The sequence below is a fragment of the Limnohabitans sp. Rim8 genome, from assembly GCF_945901735.1.
Taxonomy (GTDB): domain Bacteria; phylum Pseudomonadota; class Gammaproteobacteria; order Burkholderiales; family Burkholderiaceae_C; genus Limnohabitans_A.
Genome location: NZ_CAMDLM010000046.1, coordinates 1 through 17,375, shown reverse-complemented (window position 1 = coordinate 17,375; position 17,375 = coordinate 1). Strand labels below are relative to the sequence as shown.

Here is a 17,375-nt window from a genome sequence, read left to right as displayed (position 1 = left end):
ATCAGCGCCAGGTCTTGCGCCAGGTTTTGCAGCTTGCCCGCCGCAATCGCTTCGCCCGCGATGCCCACCACAAAGGTCTTGCCCCGGTGCATGTGGATGTAAGGCGCCACCGACCGGAACCAGGGCACGAAGGTGAAATTGAAAACTGTGGACATGGGCTGTGGGGCGTTTTGTGCGGTCAATGCTGGGGGCTGGGATAATCTCGACTGTTCTTGCATTGATTTTCACAGAAGTTTTCGCCTTGTCCGACTCCCCCCTCCAAATCGATTTTCCCGAAGGTCTGCCGGTCTCGGCCCGCCGTGACGACATCATGGCCGCCATGGACCAGCACCAGGTCATCATCGTGTGCGGCGAAACCGGCTCGGGCAAGACCACGCAGCTGCCCAAAATCGCGCTGATGCTGGGGCGCGGCAAGCTCAACGCCAAGCCCGGCGAACGCGCCCGCATGATCGGCCACACCCAGCCCCGGCGCATTGCGGCCAGCTCGGTGGCCAAGCGCATTGCCGAAGAACTCAAGACCCCGCTGGGCGAGGTGGTGGGTTTCAAGGTGCGGTTTCAAGACCGGTTGAGCAAAAACGCCTCGGTCAAGCTCATGACCGACGGCATTTTGCTGGCCGAAACCCAAACCGACCCGCTGCTGCAGGCCTATGACACGCTCATCATCGACGAGGCGCACGAACGCAGCCTGAACATCGATTTTTTGCTGGGCTACCTGCGCCAGATCCTGCCGCGCCGCCCGGACCTGAAAATCGTCGTCACCTCGGCCACGATCGACGCCGACCGCTTTGCCAAGCACTTTGCCTCGCGCAACGGCCCGGCCCCGGTGATCATGGTCTCGGGCCGCACCTTTCCGGTGGAGCAGCGCTGGCGCCCGTTTGAAGAGACTCGTGACTACGGCCTGAACGAGGCCATGGCCGACGGCGTGGACGAACTCTGGCAAGGCGGGGCAGGGGGCGATATCCTGATCTTTTTGCCGGGCGAGCGCGAGATCCGCGAAGCCGCAGACCACCTGCGCAAGCACCTGGCGCACCAACCGCTGATCCGCAACGCTGAAGTGCTGCCGCTGTTTGCTCGCCTGTCGCAGGCCGAGCAAGACCAGATTTTTGAGGCATCGAATGGCCGCCGCATCGTGCTGGCCACCAACGTGGCCGAAACCTCGCTCACCGTACCGGGCATCCGCTACGTGATCGACGCCGGCACCGCCCGCGTCAAGCGCTACAGCCTGCGCAGCAAGGTCGAGCAACTGATGGTCGAGCCGATCAGCCAGGCCGCAGCCAACCAGCGCGCGGGCCGCTGCGGCCGCGTGGCCAATGGCATTTGCATTCGCCTGTACGACGACAAAGACTTTGCAGGCCGCCCGCGCTTCACCGACCCCGAAATTTTGCGCTCGTCTTTGGCGGGCGTGATCTTGCGCATGAAGTCACTGCACCTGGGCGTGGTGGAAGACTTTCCGTTCATCGAAGCGCCTTCCAAACGCGCCATCACCGACGGTTATCAACTCTTGGCCGAGTTGGGCGCAGTCGATGACGACAACGAGCTGACGCCGATTGGCAAAGAGCTGGCCCGCCTGCCGCTGGACCCCCGCGTAGGCCGAATGATTTTGGAAGCCCGTGGCCGCAACGCATTGGACGAAGTGCTGGTGATCGCCAGCGCCATGAGCGTGCAAGACGTGCGCGACCGCCCCATGGACGCCCAAGCCCAAGCCGACCAGCAACACGCCAAGTTCGACGACGACAAGAGCGAATTCACCGGCTACCTGAAACTGTGGAAATGGATCCACGACGCCCGGGGCGGCCCATCCAAATCAATCGGGGTCAGATCCCAATTAACGCCATCTGGCCAGCCAGGTCAAAACAATCGGGATCTGACCCCAATTCAAGAAGCGCCGCAGCACAAACTCAGCAACCGCCAATACGAGCAACTGCTGCGGCAGAACTTCATCAACATCCGCCGCGTGCGCGAGTGGCGCGACACGCACACCCAGCTGCTCACGGTGGTGGCCGAGCACAAGTGGCGCATCAACACGCAGCCTGCCAGTTACGAGCAGCTGCACCTGTCCATGTTGGCGGGCTTGCTGGGCAACGTGGGCTACAAACTCGAAGACGAAGAGGCCTATCTGGGCGCACGCGGCATCAAATTCCACAAACACCCGGGTGCGCACCTGAGCAAAAAACCGGGCCGCTGGATCGTGGCGGCCGAGCTGGTGGAGACCACGCGCCTGTTTGGCCGGGGCATCGCGGCGATTGAGCCGCCGTGGTTGGAGCAGGTCGGCGTGCATTTGCTCAAGAAACAACTGCTCGACCCGCACTGGGAAAAGAAGTCCGCCGAAGTGGTGGCGCTGGAGCGGGCCACGCTGTATGGCCTGGTGGTCTACAGTGGCCGGCGCACGCCCTACAGCCGGGTTGACCTGCACGGCGCACGCGAGATTTTTATTCGTGAAGCGCTGGTGGGCGACCAGTGGGCAACCCAGCTGCCATTCTTGGCCGCCAACCACAAAATGATCGCCAAGGTCGAAGAGCTGGAACACAAGTCACGGCGTCAAGACGTGCTGGTGGCCGACGAGCTGATCTACGCCTTTTATGACCAGCAATTGCCCGCCGATGTGTGCAGTGGCCGTCTGTTGGAGAACTGGTACCGTCATGAGAGCGCCAAGCAGCCGCGCTTGTTGATGCTGACCCGTGAGGAGCTGATGCGCCACGAAGCGGCAGGCATCACCACGCAGGCCTTCCCCAAACACATCCGCTTAGGCGGCACCGATTGCCAGGCCATGTATCTGCACGAGCCGGGCGACGCCCGCGATGGCGTCACCGTCACGGTGCCTTTGTTTGTGCTGAACCAGGTGAGCGAAGACCGCTGCGAATGGTTGGTGCCCGGTTTGCTCAAAGACAAGATTCAGGCTCTGCTCAAAAGCCTGCCGCAGCGCCCGCGCAGCCGCTTTGTGCCGCTGCCCGAATCGGCCACGCGCTTGGCCGCCGAGCTGTCTGCGCCTGAGCTGTTTGGTGCCGGGTCGCTCACCGACGTGCTGCTCAAAAAAGCCCGCGACGAAACCAGCCTGGACATCAAGCGAGGTGACTTCAAACACGACATGCTCAGCCCGCACCTGTTCATGAACCTGTGCGTGGTGGACGAACACGGCCGCCAAATGGGCATGGGCCGCAACCTGGGCGCGCTCAAAGGCGAGTTGGGTGCCAAAGCGCGTGGCGCGTTCCAGGCGCTGGCGCAACTGAAAGTGGCTTCATCTGTCCTACCCGCGAACGCGGGTATCCATGACCCCCATGGCCACCCGATCAAGTCGGGTGTGACAAAAGAAGATGTCATGGCTGCGAACGCGGGTATCCATGCCCGCACAGGTACAGCACCCGCCAAAGCCACCCCCGCCAAACAAGCCCCCATCGCCCCTCAGCGCTACACCGCCTGGACCTTCGGCGAACTGCCCGAGCTGATGGAAATCAGCAAAGGCGGCCAGACCCTGATTGGCTTCCCGGCGCTGGTGGACGTGCAAGACGCCGTCACCATCGAGGTGTTTGACGAGCCCGATGTGGCCGCCACCAAAAACCGCGCGGGCCTGCGCCGCCTGTTTGCGCTGCAGATCAAAGACGCGCTCAAGTACCTTGAAAAAAACATCCCCGACCTGCAAAAAATGGCCGTGGCCTACATGCCGCTGGGCTCGGCCGATGAGCTGAAAACCCAGATCATCGACGTGGCGCTGGACCGCGCCTTTTTGCAGGGCCCGCTGCCCAACGACGAGCTGACGTTCAAGCGCCGCATCGAAGAGGGCCGGGGGCGCCTCACGCTGATCGCCAACGAAGTGGCCCGCCTGGCGGGCACCATCTTGCTGGAGTTTGGCGCGGCCACCCGCAAGATCAAGGACACCAAAAACGCACCCGAGGCGACGGCCGACTGCACAGCGCAACTGCAACGCCTGGTGCCCAAAAACTTCATGGCCACCACCCCGTGGCCGCAGCTGCAGCACTGCGCCCGCTACCTGAAAGCCATCACCCAGCGCCTGGACAAATACCGCGCCGACCCCGCCCGCGACACCCAGCGCCTGACCGAGCTCAAACCCCAAGAGCAACGCTACTGGCGTCTGGTGGCCGAACGCAAAGGCGCGCAAGACGCCCGCATGCTGGAGTTCCGCTGGCTACTGGAAGAACTGCGCGTGAGCTTCTTCGCGCAAGAGCTGCGCACCCCGCAGCCGGTCAGCATCAAGCGGCTGGAGAAGGCTTGGGGGCAGTTGAATCACTGAGGGCGGCAGTCTTTGCCTAGGCGACTTCTTGCACGAGCCGCTGGAAGAGTTGGCCATGACCCAAGCTGCATTCGCCGAAGCGATTGGGGTATCCGCCATCCTTGGATCTCATTGACTCAGAGGTGATCCCCAAGAACAAGGCTAATGGCCACTGGTGGCCACTTGCAAAGGCGCGCAAGACGCCCGCATGCTGGCGTTCCGCTGGCGAATTGTCTTTGCGCATGTGTGGTTGCGTCAGGGCGATTTCAGCCCGTGTTGCGCAGCCCCGCCGCAATGCCGTTGATGCTGATGTGGATACCGCGTTGCACCCGTTCGTCGGCCAGGCCAGCCCGGTAGCGGCGGATGAGTTCAACCTGCAAATGGTGCAGCGGGTCGATGTAGGGAAAGCGGTGGCGGATCGAGCGGGCCAGGGCGGGGTTGCTGGCCAGGCGGTTTTTCTCACCGGTGATCTGGGCCAGCGCGTCGGCGGTGCGGTGCCACTCGGCCTCGATGGCGGTGAAGATTTTTTTGCGCAAGCGGGCGTCGCTGACCAGTTCGGCATACCTAGAGGCCAGGGCCAAGTCGCTCTTGGCCAGCACCATGTCCATGTTGGACAGCAGGGTGCGGAAAAACGGCCATTGGCGGTACATCTTCTGCAGCAAGGCCAGCGCGGCTTTGCGCTCGGCGGCCTCGCTTTTGTCCAGAAAGGCGGCCACTGCCGAGCCAAAGCCCAGCCAGCCGGGCAGGGTCAGGCGGCACTGGCCCCAGCTGAAGCCCCACGGAATGGCGCGCAGGTCTTCGATTTTTTGCAGGGCCTTGCGTGAGGCGGGGCGTGAGCCGATGTTCAGTTGGGTCAGCTCTTTCAGCGGGGTGGCCCCAAAAAAGTAATCGGTGAAGCCGGGGGTCTCGTACACCAAGGCACGGTAGGCGCCCATGCTGGCCTCGGACAGCTCGGCCGCTGCGTCCAGGAATGCGCGTGTGGCGGGTTTGGTGGGTTGCAGCAGCGTGGCCTCCAAAGTGGCGGCCACCAGGGTTTCGAGGTTGCGGCGGCCGATTTCGGGGTTGGCGTATTTGGAGCCAATCACCTCGCCTTGCTCGGTCAGGCGGATCTGGCCGCGCACGGTACCCGGGGGTTGGGCCAGGATGGCTTGGTAACTGGGGCCACCGCCCCGGCCCACGGTGCCGCCCCGGCCGTGGAACAGGCGCAAGGTGATGCCGTGGCTGCCCTTGAGTTGGTCAAACATTTCGACCAAGGCGATTTCGGCGCGGTACAGCTCCCAGTTGCTGGTAAAGATGCCGCCGTCCTTGTTGCTGTCCGAGTAGCCCAGCATGATGTCTTGTTCGCCGCCCGAGCGCTGGACCAACCCGGCCACACCGGGCAGGGCATAAAAGTCGCGCATGGTGGGCGCGGCGTTGCGCAGGTCTTCGATGGTTTCGAACAGGGGCACGACGATCAGGTCGTTGAGCGCTAGCGCGTCCAGGGTGCCGCGCAGCAGCCCCACTTCTTTTTGCAGCAGCAGCACCTCCAGCAAATCGCTCACGGTTTCGGTGTGGCTGATGATGTAGTGGCGGATGGCCTGCCTGCCGAAGCTGCGCAGCATGCGCTTGGCGGTCTCAAAAATGGCCAGTTCGGAGACCGTGTGGACGGTGTAGTCGGCACCGGGCACACGCAAGGGGCGGGCGTCGTTCAGCAGGCCCAGCAGCAGGGCTTGTTTGGCTTGCTCGTCGAGCTGGCTGTAGTGTTTTTCCACGCGGGCCGCAGTCAGCAATTCGGCCACGACTTCTTCATGCTGGTCGGAGCTTTGGCGCAGGTCCACCGTGGCCAGATGAAAGCCAAACACCTCCACCGCAAGGATCAAGGGGTGAAGGCGCTGGGCGGCCAGGGCTTGGGCGTGGTGGCTGCACAAAGACGCTTCGATGACACGCAAATCGGCCAGGAAGTCTTCGGCGCTGACATAGGGATTTTGTGGTGCCACGGCGTGGCGGGCGGCTTCACCTCCCGTGAACTGCTTCAGCGTGGCGGCCAGGCGGGCGTAAATCCCTGTGAGTGCCCGGCGGTAGGGCTCGTCCTGGCGGTGTTCGTTGGTGTCGGGCGAGCGTTTGGCCAGGGCCAGCATGTCGGGGCCAAAGGACACCAGCATGGCCGACAGCGACAGCTCGCCGCCCAGAGCATGCACCTCGGTCAGGTAGTGGCGCAGCGCCACATCGCTTTGTCGGGTCAGGGCGTGTTCCAGCGTTTGCGCGGTGACGTTGGGGTTGCCGTCGCGGTCACCGCCAATCCACTGGCCCATGCGCAAAAAGCTGGCAATCGGCTGGCCGGGCAGGGCTTGTTCCAGCTCGGCATAGAGTTTGGGGATTTCGCGCAAAAACGTGGCTTCGTAATAGCTCAGCGCGTTTTCGATCTCGTCGGTCACGGTGAGTTTGGTCAAGCGCAGCAAACGGGTTTGCCACAGCTGCATCACACGGGCGCGCATGTGCCACTCGTTGGCGGCCAACTCTTTGGGCGTCAGGGCGTCCTTGGCGGCGTTGACGGCAGCGGCGCGGGCCTTGATGGCGTCGCGTTCGGTCAGCAGGTGGGCAATGTCGCGTTCGGCGTCCAGAATGCTTTGGCGCTGCACTTCTGTCGGATGGGCCGTGAGCACCGGCGAGACATAGCTGGTGGCCAGCATGTCCGAGATGCTTTTGGGCGTGATGCCCGCCCAGCGCAATCTTTGCAAGGCCACATCAATGCTGCCTTCTTGCGTGTGGCCCGCACGCTCGTGGAGGGCGCGGCGGCGGATGTGGTGGCGGTCTTCGGCCAGATTGGCCAAGTGGCTGAAATAAGTGAAGGCGCGGATCACGCTCACAGCGCGGTCGCCCGGCAGGCTTTTGAGCAACTTTTTCAGGGCCTGGTCGGCTTCGTGGTCGGCGTCGCGCCTGAAAGCCACTGAGAGCTTGCGGATTTGCTCGACCAACTCGTAAGCCTCGGGGCCTTCTTGCGTTCGGATCACATCGCCCAGAATGCGGCCCAACAATCGGATGTCTTCCACCAGGGGCCGCTCGCTGTCGCGTTTTTCGCGGGTGCTGCTGGCCGGTTTGGCGGGGGGCAAGGCAGGGTCTGGCGTGGCCTGTTTCATCGGGTGCTGGGGGCTGAGGATGTGAAAGTGCGGGTGCACTGGGTGCGCAGCCGTGTGAAGGGGGGTGTCAATGTCCCTTGACGCCATGCTAGCATCGACGGCAGAGACAAAAATTACTGTTTGATTTCATTTTGATGGGTCAAATTTTTTCAGGAAACCTGCTGTGACTGAGACCACTCCAACCGCCATCGTCATCGCCACCCGTGAGAGCCGGTTGGCTTTGTGGCAAGCCGAACATGTCAAATCCTTGCTGGAGGGCTTGGGCTGCGCGGTCAAGTTGCTGGGCATGACCACCCAGGGCGACCAAATTCTGGACCGCAGCCTGTCCAAGGTCGGTGGCAAAGGCCTGTTTGTCAAGGAGCTCGAAGTGGCGCTGCAAGAGGGCCATGCCGACATCGCGGTGCATTCGCTCAAGGACGTGCCCATGGACATACCCGAGGGCTTTGAGCTGGCCTGCGTGATGGAGCGCGAAGATCCGCGCGACGCCTGGGTCTCGCCGCAATACGCCCGCCTGGAAGATTTGCCCCAGGGTGCGGTGGTCGGCACCTCCAGCCTGCGCCGCACGGTGTTGCTGCGCGCGCTGCGCCCCGACCTGAAAATCGAGCCCCTGCGCGGCAACCTGGACACTCGCCTGCGCAAACTCGACGAAGGCCAGTACGCGGGCATTGTGCTGGCGGCTGCGGGCCTCAAGCGCCTTGAAATGAGCGAGCGGATTCGCCATATTTTTGAAACTGACCAAATGCTGCCCGCCGCTGGGCAGGGCGCATTGGGCATTGAAATCCGCAGCAACAGGGCCGATTTGCGCGCCCTGCTGGCACCGCTGGCCGATGCACCGTCGTGGCGGCGCGTGGCGGCCGAGCGGGCGGTGAGCCGCGCCATGGGCGGCAGTTGCTCCATGCCTTTGGCGGCGCACGCCACCATCGAGGACGGTGGTGTGCTCAAGCTGCAAGCGGCGTGGGGTGACCCGGAGGGTGCGACCACCTTGGTCACGGCCGATGCGCAAGCCAGCACCGATGGCTTGCAAGCCGCCGAGGCACTGGGCCTGAGCGTGGCGCAGGCTTTGCGCGACGGCGGAGCACATTGAAGCGCTGACATGGCGCTGGCGTCTTCAGCTCCTTTGGCCCCTGCCCCTTGGCGGGTGATCGTGACCCGGCCCGAGCGTGAGGCCCGGGCTTGGGCCGAGGCCTTGCAGGCGAGGGGCGTGCTGTGTGAGATCCTGCCCCTGATGGAGATTGCCGCCTTGCCCGAGCCTTCGGCGCTGGCGCAGGCTTGGCAGGCGGTGCCTGATCATTTGGCGGTGATGTTCGTCAGTGCAAATGCCGTGCGTTTTTTCATGGCGACACGGCCTGCGGGCCTGGATTTTTCGGGATGCCGTGCCTGGTCTACCGGCCCGGGCACCCGCGCCGCTTTGCGCGAGACGGGTTGGCCTGAGGGCCTCATCGACTCGCCCGACGTGGGGGCGCCTCAGTTCGATTCGGAGGCCTTGTGGGCTTTGGTGGCTGAGCGAATTCAGGCGGCGGTGGCCGCATCCATTGCCAGGCCCTCCGTGTTGATTGTGCGCGGGGCGGACGCCGGGGGCGAATTGGCTGGACGTGATTGGCTGGCGATACAGCTTCAAGGTGCCGGCGTGCATGTGCTGCAAACGGTGGCCTATTCTCGCCAGGCCCCACAGTTGACGCCTGCGCAGCACAGCCTGGCGTGGCAGGCTGCGCGCGATGGCAGCGCTTGGCTGTTCAGCAGCTCCGAGGCGGCGCAGCACCTTTTGCAGGTCTGCCATGACCTGCCTTTGTCACAGGCGAGGGCGCTGGCCACCCACCCACGCATTGCCCAGCGGCTGCATCAGTCGGGTTGGGGTCAGGTGGATCTGGTGCCTGCGGACGTGGACGCACAAGCTCAGTCGATAAAATCGCTGTCATGACCACTCCGAACAACGCAGATTTTCAAGGCGAACCGAAGGCCCAGCCCGTGCCTGAGTCGGCCACGGCCTTGCCGTCTGCGCCGCACCACCGATGGCTTGTGCCCTTGGCGGGGGCTGTTGCCGTGATCGCCCTGTTGGTGTCGCTGCTGTTGTGGCAAAAGCTTTCGCGCATTCAGGAGCAACTGGCTCGTCAAAGTGCCGACACGGGTTTGCTGGCACTGGAGGCCAAGACCTGGGCAAAGCAGGCGCAGGAAACCGTTCAAGACAGCACCGCTCGCGTCTCGCTTATGGAGGCTCGCCTGTCCGAGGTGGCCTTGCAGCGCACCCAACTGGAAGATTTGATGCAAAGCTTGTCGCGCTCGCGCGATGAAACCTTGGTGGTGGACATCGAGTCTGCCCTGCGCTTCGCGCAGCAGCAAGCCCAGATGACCGGCAGTACCGAGCCTTTGTTGGCGGCCTTGCAGTCGGCCCAAAAACGGGTGCAGCGTGCCGCCCAGCCGCGCCTGATGCCCGTGTCGCGGGCCCTTGAAAATGACCTGGAGCGCCTGAAAAACTTGCCCGCCTTTGACATACCTGGTTTGATGGTCAAACTCGATGATGGGGTGGCCTTGGTGGAGGGTTTGACACTGGCCAACACCGCGCGTGCCTCGCAAAGCCAGATCCGCCAGCAGGACGCCGTCTTGGGCGCGCAAACGCAGCCCACCTGGTGGATGACCCTTCTGACCCGCACGGGCGACCAGATCAAGGGATTGGTGCGGGTCAGCAGTATTGAAGCGCCCGAGGCGGCTTTGATCTCGCCCGAGCAGGCTTTTTTCTTGCGTGAGAACCTCAAACTCAAATTGCTCAATGCCCGCCTGGGTTTGCTGGCGCGGCAAAAAGAGGGCGTGCGCAATGACCTGGGGGCCGCAGCCGTGCTGGTGCGTCGTTATGCTGAGCCCCAATCGCGGCGAACCAGCCAGTTGCTGCAGTTGCTGGAACAAACCAGCGAACAGGTGCGCACGGCCGAGTTGCCGCGCATCGAAGCTACGCTGACAGCGCTGAACACCGCTGCGGCAGGAAGGTAAACCCCATGCGCGCTGCCTTGTGGCTGATTACCTTGTTCGCCTTGGCGGCTGCAGGGGCCTGGTTGGCGGGTAACAACCAGGGGACGGTGACCTTGTTTTTGTTTCCGCATCGGATCGACATTTCACTGAACCTGGCGGTCCTGGTCGTCTTGTCCGTGGTGCTGGTGGTGGTCTTGGCACAGCGTGCTCTTGAAGCCTTTTTGGCGTTGCCTCAACGCGCACAACGCTGGCGGCTGCAGCAAAAAGAGCGGGCCAGCCATGCGGCTTTGCTCGATTCGATGGGCCATTTGATGGCGGGGCGGTACTTGCGGGCACGCAAGGCCGCCGAGCAGACACTGTCCAAAGAAACCCTGTTGCAGGCCTCAGGTGTCGTGCTGGACCATGCGGTGTCTTTGCGCACGCTGGCCCATATCATGGCCGCCGAGGCCAGTCACGCGTTGCAGGACAGGGCCCAAAGGCAGCAGCACCTGGACCGGGCCCTGGCGCAAGCGCAAGCGAGCTCTGGGGCCGAGCGCCAAACCTTGCTCGAGGGCGTGCAGCTGCGCGCTGCCAGGTGGTCGCTCGACGACCGTGATGCCAAGGCCAGTCTGGAGCGACTGCGTACCTTGCCCCCTGCTGTGGGTCGCCGAATGGCGGCCATGCGGCTGCAGCTCAAGGCGGCCCGATTGGCCGGTCAGCCAGCGCAGGCCCTGGAAACCGCCACTTTGCTGGCCAAGCACCGTGCATTTTCTCCGGAGGCCGCCGAAAGTCTGGTGACCCGCCTCATTTTGGAATTGTTGGCCCAGACACATGATCCCGATGCCTTGCTGCGCGTCTGGAAGGGCCTGTCCCCTGGTCAAAGGCTGATGCCTTTGGTGGCGGCCGAGGCGGCCTTGCGTTGGTTGCAGCTCGGCGGCCCTGCCGCTGTGGCCCGAATTTGGCTGCAAGATCTGTGGATGCCCATGCAAGCCTCCCCCCCGGCTTGGTCAGATGCGCAGCTGCTTCGCGTGGTGCAGGCCTTGGAGGCTTGTTTGCCCGACCTGCAAGCCGAGGACGCCTTTGTCTGGTTGTCCCGGTTGGAAAGCGCTCAACAGTCGCGGCCGCGGGCGGCACATCTTCAGTACTTGGCTGGCATGCTGTGCCTGCGCCAGCGCCTGTGGGGTAAGGCCCAAAGCCTGCTGGGTCAGGCCGTTAAAAACCTGCAAACCCCCGTGCTCCAGCGCCAAGCCTGGATCGCCTTGGCCGAATTGGCCGAGCAGCGCCAGGACCCGGTGGAGGCGGCCGCTGCCTGGAAGGCGGCCGCAAGGGTGTCCAGGGACTGAAACGCCAACAGGCAGAAAAAAAACCGGGCCTGAGCCCGGTTTTTTCATGTCGCTTTCGCGCGCTTGGCGCAGATCAGAACGGCACTTGCAGTGTGTTCAGGTCTTTGCGGGTTTCGACCAGCACCAGCGGGCCTTCATTCAACACCACGGCGGGTGGACGTTCGCGTGGCACGCGGATGGCTGTGGGCTCGGCCGCGATGGCGGCTTGCACGGCGGCGACTTTGTCGCTGTCCGAGTTCACCCACACCAGCCCCGAGTTTTGTGCGACTTGCTGCAGACTGTCCAGGGGCAGTGTGTAGCTGGCCACGGCAGGCAAGGCCGCGCTAACGACTTCGGTTGGCGGCGTGCTGGCGGTTTGCGCCGTGCTGGCTGTGGCCACATGGGCTACGGCAGGCGCTGGCGCAGCGGTCACGGGGACTGCTGGGGCTGGTGCCGTGCTCACGGCCTCAACCACCGGCGCTGCCACAGCTTCAACCCCATTGGCTACTTGCGTGACGGCAGCTGCTGCAGTTTCCTGGCTGGCTTGCGGGGCCGCTGCCGACGGGGTGGGTTCCGATGTGGCGGCCGCTTGTTGGGCCCGTTCAAAATAAGAGCGTGGGGCAGGACGGTCATCGGACAGGGCTTGGGCGCTCACGCGGCTGGGCTCGGCGGTGTCTTCGGCTGGGGCTTGCTCGCCAGCTGTGTCCTGACGTGTTTCGCCAGCGCGTTCGCGGCGGTCACGGCCGTAGCGGTCCCGCGAGCGGCGTTCGCGGCGCTCACTGTTTTCGGCAGCGCTGGAGCCTTCGATTGCGGCGTTGGCGTCAGCGTTCTGATCTGAACCCAATGCCGTTTCTGCCGCATTCACATCGGTGGCGTCGCTTGGGCGGCGCTCAGGGCGATCGCCACGCTCACGGCGGCCTTCGCCGCCGCGCTCACCACGTTCGCGGCGACCGTCACGACCTTCGCGTGGGGCGCGCTCTGTGCGCACTTCGCTGCCTTCGCCATTCAACTCGGGCTGGGCATCGCTGCGGCCTTCGCTCAGGCTGTCGGTGCGCTGGCCTTCAACCAGGTTGTCACCGCGTGGGCCCGAGCGCCCATCGCGGCGGCCTTCACGGGCGGGGCGATCACCGTTGGGGCGCTCGCTGCGCTCGCCACGCTCCGTGCGTTCAGCACGCTCTGAGCGCTCACCGCGTTCGGCACGAGGAGGGCGGGCTTCGCCTTCACGACCTTCGATTCGGCCTTCACCACGGCGACCACCTTCACGGGGGGCGCGGACTTCACCAGCCGCGCCTTCGCTGCGTTCGCCACGGCGGCCGTCGCGACCACCACGGCGGCCATCACGGCCTGATTCGCGGCCACCCTCACGACCACCTTCACGGCGACCTTCGCGGGCTTTTTCTTCTTGCTTGACCGCAGGTGCGGCCACGGGCTCGGCACCAGTGCCGCCGAACAGGTTTTTCAACCAACCAAAAAAGCCACCCGAAGCGGCGGCTGCCGGTGCTGCAACAGGGACTGCGGCGGCGGCTTTTGCCTCCGGCTTGGCCGCAGCCATGGGGGCCTCGGGCTTGGGAGGAGCCATGGGGGCAGGGGCGTCAGGCAGGACGCCCTTGATGACTGGCGTTTGCTTGTTGGTGGGCTCTTGCGAACGGCGCGTCACGGTGGTCGCGTCTTCGATTTCTTCGGCCATCTTGTAGCTGGCTTCAATGCGGTCCAAGCGTGGATCGTCGTGCTTCAGGCGCTCCAGTTTGTAGTGGGGTGTCTCCAGTGATTTGTTGGGCACCAGCAGCACGTTGATGCGTTGCTGCAATTCGATCTTGGCAATCTCGGAGCGCTTTTCGTTCAGCAAGAAGGAGGCCACTTCAACCGGCACTTGGGCGTGCACAGCGGCGCTGTTGTCCTTCATGGACTCTTCCTGGATGATGCGAAGGATCTGCAAGGCCGAGCTCTCGGTGTCCCGGATGTGGCCCGCACCGCCGCAGCGTGGGCATGGGATGGACGCGCCTTCAGACAAGGCCGGTTTCAGGCGCTGGCGGCTCATTTCCAGCAGGCCGAATTTGCTGATCGAGCCGAACTGCACGCGGGCGCGGTCCTGGCGCAGCGCGTCGCGCAGGCGGTTTTCCACTTCGCGGCGGTTCTTGGCCTCTTCCATGTCGATGAAGTCGATCACGATCAGACCGCCCAAATCGCGCAGACGCATCTGGCGTGCTACTTCGTCGGCGGCTTCCAGGTTGGTGCGGGTGGCGGTTTCCTCGATGTCGCCGCCCTTGATGGCGCGCGCCGAGTTCACGTCCACCGAGACCAAGGCTTCGGTGTGGTCGATCACGATGGCACCGCCCGAAGGCAGTTGCACGGTGCGGGCATAGGCCGATTCGATCTGGTGCTCGATCTGGAAGCGGCTGAACAGCGGCGCGTCGTCGCGGTAGCGCTTCACGCGGGGCGCGAATTCGGGCATGACATGGCTCATGAACTGCTGAGCCTGGTCGTAGATGTCGTCGGTGTCGATCAGGATGTCGCCGATGTCGTTGTTGAAATAGTCACGAATCGCGCGGATCACCAAGCTCGATTCCTGGTAAATCAGGAAAGCGCCTTTGCCTTGGGTGGCACCGTCAATCGCGGTCCACAGCTTGAGCAGGTAGTTCAGGTCCCACTGCAACTCGGGCGCGGAGCGGCCGATGCCTGCGGTGCGGGCGATGATGGACATGCCCTTGGGGTACTCCAGCTGGTCCATCGCCTCTTTGAGTTCGGCGCGGTCATCGCCCTCAATGCGGCGGCTGACGCCACCGCCCCGGGGGTTGTTGGGCATGAGCACCACGTAGCGGCCCGCCAGGCTGACGAAAGTGGTGAGTGCTGCGCCCTTGTTGCCGCGCTCTTCCTTTTCGACCTGCACCAAAAGGGACTGGCCCTCTTTGATGACATCTTGGATGCGGGCTTGGCTGACGGACACGCCTTCAGCAAAGTACTGGCGCGAAATTTCCTTGAAGGGCAAAAAGCCATGACGGTCTTCGCCATAGTCCACAAAGCATGCCTCCAGAGAGGGCTCGACGCGTGTTACCACGGCTTTGTAGATGTTGCCCTTGCGCTGCTCGCGTCCTTCGATTTCTATTTCGTAGTCGAGGAGTTTTTGTCCGTCGACGATGGCCAGGCGGCGCTCTTCAGCTTGCGTGGCGTTGATCAGCATCCGTTTCATGATGCGTTCCTTCTCTTGTCAGCTTGGCTTCGGCGCAGAAAAATGCCTGCGCACGAAAACCTGTTTACACAACCGGCTTCGGGTTCTTGGGAACCACGAAGCCCACGTTGCCTGAACTGACGCCTGAAACGAAGGGAATTGCCGAAGATGATCGCCATTCAGCTGTGCGTGAGCACAGGAGTGGGGACCGTGGCGCGTGGATGGGGCGAGGCAAAAGGCGTGCACAGATTCATCCACTGCCGGGGGATTTCCCCGGTGTCTAAGACAAACTGCCGGGCACCCAGCATGACGATGGGGCATGGCTTCGTGAGCCGTTCCAAGTACATCAGCAAAGTTCCGAACAACACAACCATCTCGCTTTGATCCGCCCAGCAGCCCATTGGGCTGCTGAACTTGGGGTATTCCGTATCTGGGTTTTCAGGGCGTCGGCTCAACCTCCGGGGCGTTTTGCCACTGTTGGCGTTGGCCTTCAGTCTGCAAATCGTGCCGGGGATGGCATCGACCATCTGGTTTGGTGCGGTGGGGGTGAACTAAACTCCAGCTTTGCAGGAATTCATTTCCATTTGAATCAACCACTTACAGCCAATTGCCAGTGAATCACATTATAGGGGCCAAGTCCGCTGCTGCGACGCCCGCCGTCAAATGGTTGTTGGTGGATGAAGAGTCGGCCGGTCAACGATTGGACAACTTTTTGATGCGCCACTTGAAAGGCGTGCCCAAAACCCACGTCTACCGCATCATCCGCAGCGGCGAGGTGCGCATCAACAAAGGCCGCGCTTCGGCTGAAACCCGGGTCGAAAACGGCGACGAGGTGCGTCTGCCGCCTGTGCGCGTGTCCGACAAAGTGGTCGAAAAAGCCGAGCGTCCAGCGCCGGGGCGCGAATTTCCGTCTCTTTTTGAAGATGACAGCCTGATGGCCATCGACAAACCAGCCGGGGTGGCGGTTCACGGTGGATCGGGCGTCAGCTTTGGGGTGATCGAGCAATTGCGCCAGGCGCGCCCAGAGGCCAAGCTGCTGGAGTTGGTGCACCGACTGGACCGCGACACCAGTGGCATTTTGCTGGTGGCCAAAAAGCGCAGCGCCTTGAAACATTTGCAAGAACAGTTTCGGGAGCGCGAGACGGGCAAGACCTATTTGGCGTTGGTCAAAGGGGAGTGGCCCTCCAAACTGAAGGTGATCGACCAGCCCTTGCTTAAATTCCTTTTGCCTGATGGTGAACGCCGCGTACGGGTGACCTCGCCCGAAGACCCGGATGGCATGCGTTCGATCACGCTGGTCAAGGTGGCGCAACGCCTGATTAGCGCCACGCTGTTGGAGGTGACCATCAAGACCGGACGCACCCACCAGATCCGGGTGCACCTGGCGTCGCAAGGGCACCCGATCGCGGGCGATGACAAATATGGTGATTTCGAGTGGAATCGTCAGTTGCTCAAGCCCGGGGCCCGTGCGGGCCTCAAACGCATGTTTTTGCACGCCTGGCGCTTGCAGTTCAACCACCCGGTGACGGACGAGCGTGTGGCCTTGCAAGCCGATTTACCCCCCGAACTGAAAGCCTACATCGACCATGCCCCACACCAGACCCCGCCAGTTTGACCTGATCGCTTTCGATTGGGATGGCACGCTTTTCGACTCCACTGCCCTGATCACCCGATGTATTCAGCGCGCCGTGGTGGACGTGGGCGGACAAGAGCCCACCCGCGAAGCCGCTTCCTATGTGATTGGCATGTCGCTCCTGCCTGCGCTGGCCCATGCCGCCCCCGATGTGCCCAAGGACAAATACCCGGCCTTGGGGGAGCGCTACCGCCACCATTACCTGCAGCACCAGCACGACATCAGCCTGTTCGAAGGCGTGCTGGATTTGCTGGACGCCCTCAAAGCCCGGCAGCATTGGCTGACCGTGGCCACCGGCAAAAGTCGCCACGGCCTGAACGAGTCTTTGCAGGCGGTCGAACTGCGCGGCGTGTTTGATGGCTCGCGTACGGCCGACGAGACAGCGGGCAAGCCCAACCCCTTGATGCTGCACGAATTGATGCGCGAATTTGGTGCAGAGCCCGAGCGCACCTTGATGATTGGCGACACCACGCATGACCTGCAAATGGCGCTGAATGCCGGTTGTGCCAGCGTGGCCGTGAGTTATGGGGCGCACGAACCCGAGGCCTTTCATGTGCTCCAGCCGCGCCATGTGGCGCACAGCGTGCGCGAATTGCACGACTGGTTGTTGCAACACGCTTGAAACAAGGACCGCTGATGGAGCCCATGGTCCCTTTGTGCAACAGCGCCGACCTGGTCAACGGTGGACGGGCTGTGCCTTTTGACATCGTGTACGCCGGGCAGACTTGCCGGGCCTTTGCCATCCGATACCAAGACCAGGTGCATGGCTACCTGAACCGCTGCACCCATGTGGCCATGGAGATGGATGTCCAGCCGGACCGTTTTTTTGACAACACAGGTCGGTGGTTGATGTGCGCCACGCATGGCGCCGCGTACCAGCCCGATACCGGCGCTTGTTCTGGCGGGCCTTGTCGTGGTGGCTTGGTCAAAATAGACCTTTCAGAACGTGACGGCGTGGTTCACTGGCATACTG

At 63.1% G+C, this 17,375-nt stretch carries 10 protein-coding genes and 1 pseudogene; 8 read left to right on the top strand and 3 right to left on the bottom strand.

Annotated features, from left to right (window positions below; genetic code table 11):
- A pseudogene (locus tag Q0O99_RS16350) lies at positions 1 to 155 on the bottom strand (N-acetylglutamate synthase); the annotation flags it as partial.
- A gap of 86 nt (positions 156 to 241) precedes the next feature.
- Here Q0O99_RS16350 and hrpA point away from each other — a divergent pair.
- Complete coding sequence (gene hrpA / locus Q0O99_RS16345; RefSeq protein WP_293753036.1) at positions 242 to 4,246, top strand: ATP-dependent RNA helicase HrpA; 4,005 nt, start codon at positions 242 to 244, stop codon at positions 4,244 to 4,246.
- Positions 4,247 to 4,491: 245 nt separating this feature from the next.
- Here the strand turns inward: hrpA and ppc are convergent, their stop codons facing one another.
- Positions 4,492 to 7,341 carry a phosphoenolpyruvate carboxylase gene (gene ppc, locus Q0O99_RS16340; RefSeq protein ID WP_293753037.1) on the bottom strand — a complete coding sequence of 950 codons (2,850 nt, stop codon included), beginning with the start codon at positions 7,339 to 7,341 and terminating at the stop codon, positions 4,492 to 4,494.
- A gap of 163 nt (positions 7,342 to 7,504) precedes the next feature.
- Here ppc and hemC point away from each other — a divergent pair, with 163 nt between their 5' ends.
- Genes hemC through Q0O99_RS16320 form a run of 4 tightly spaced genes read left to right on the top strand, consistent with a single transcriptional unit; the run spans position 7,505 to position 11,624 of the window.
- Positions 7,505 to 8,425 carry a hydroxymethylbilane synthase gene (gene hemC / locus Q0O99_RS16335; protein WP_293753035.1) on the top strand — a complete coding sequence of 307 codons (921 nt, stop codon included), beginning with the start codon at positions 7,505 to 7,507 and terminating at the stop codon, positions 8,423 to 8,425.
- Positions 8,426 to 8,434: 9 nt separating this feature from the next.
- On the top strand, positions 8,435 to 9,259 hold the full coding sequence (locus tag Q0O99_RS16330; protein ID WP_293753034.1) for a uroporphyrinogen-III synthase: 825 nt from the start codon (positions 8,435 to 8,437) through the stop codon (positions 9,257 to 9,259).
- Positions 9,256 to 10,323 carry a uroporphyrinogen-III C-methyltransferase gene (locus tag Q0O99_RS16325; RefSeq protein ID WP_293753033.1) on the top strand — a complete coding sequence of 356 codons (1,068 nt, stop codon included), beginning with the start codon at positions 9,256 to 9,258 and terminating at the stop codon, positions 10,321 to 10,323. Before Q0O99_RS16330 ends, Q0O99_RS16325 begins: the two co-directional genes overlap by 4 nt.
- Before the next feature lie 5 nt (positions 10,324 to 10,328).
- Positions 10,329 to 11,624 carry a heme biosynthesis HemY N-terminal domain-containing protein gene (locus Q0O99_RS16320; protein WP_293753032.1) on the top strand — a complete coding sequence of 432 codons (1,296 nt, stop codon included), beginning with the start codon at positions 10,329 to 10,331 and terminating at the stop codon, positions 11,622 to 11,624.
- A gap of 73 nt (positions 11,625 to 11,697) precedes the next feature.
- On the opposite strand, the gene Q0O99_RS16315 is transcribed toward Q0O99_RS16320, so the two are convergent.
- On the bottom strand, positions 11,698 to 14,790 hold the full coding sequence (locus tag Q0O99_RS16315) for an Rne/Rng family ribonuclease (RefSeq protein ID WP_293753031.1): 3,093 nt from the start codon (positions 14,788 to 14,790) through the stop codon (positions 11,698 to 11,700).
- Between the two features lie 592 nt (positions 14,791 to 15,382).
- Between Q0O99_RS16315 and Q0O99_RS16310 the strand changes: the two genes are divergently transcribed.
- From Q0O99_RS16310 to Q0O99_RS16300, 3 genes are all read left to right on the top strand, one after another.
- Positions 15,383 to 16,384, top strand: a complete 1,002-nt coding sequence (locus Q0O99_RS16310) for an RluA family pseudouridine synthase (RefSeq protein ID WP_293753030.1) — start codon at positions 15,383 to 15,385, stop codon at positions 16,382 to 16,384.
- A complete protein-coding gene (locus Q0O99_RS16305) occupies positions 16,356 to 17,024 on the top strand; it encodes an HAD family hydrolase (RefSeq protein WP_293753029.1) in 669 nt (222 codons plus the stop codon). The genes Q0O99_RS16310 and Q0O99_RS16305 overlap by 29 nt, the downstream gene beginning before the upstream one ends.
- A gap of 14 nt (positions 17,025 to 17,038) precedes the next feature.
- Positions 17,039 to 17,375: Rieske 2Fe-2S domain-containing protein (locus tag Q0O99_RS16300; protein WP_293753028.1), on the top strand; the 337-nt coding region annotated here is incomplete at its 3' end.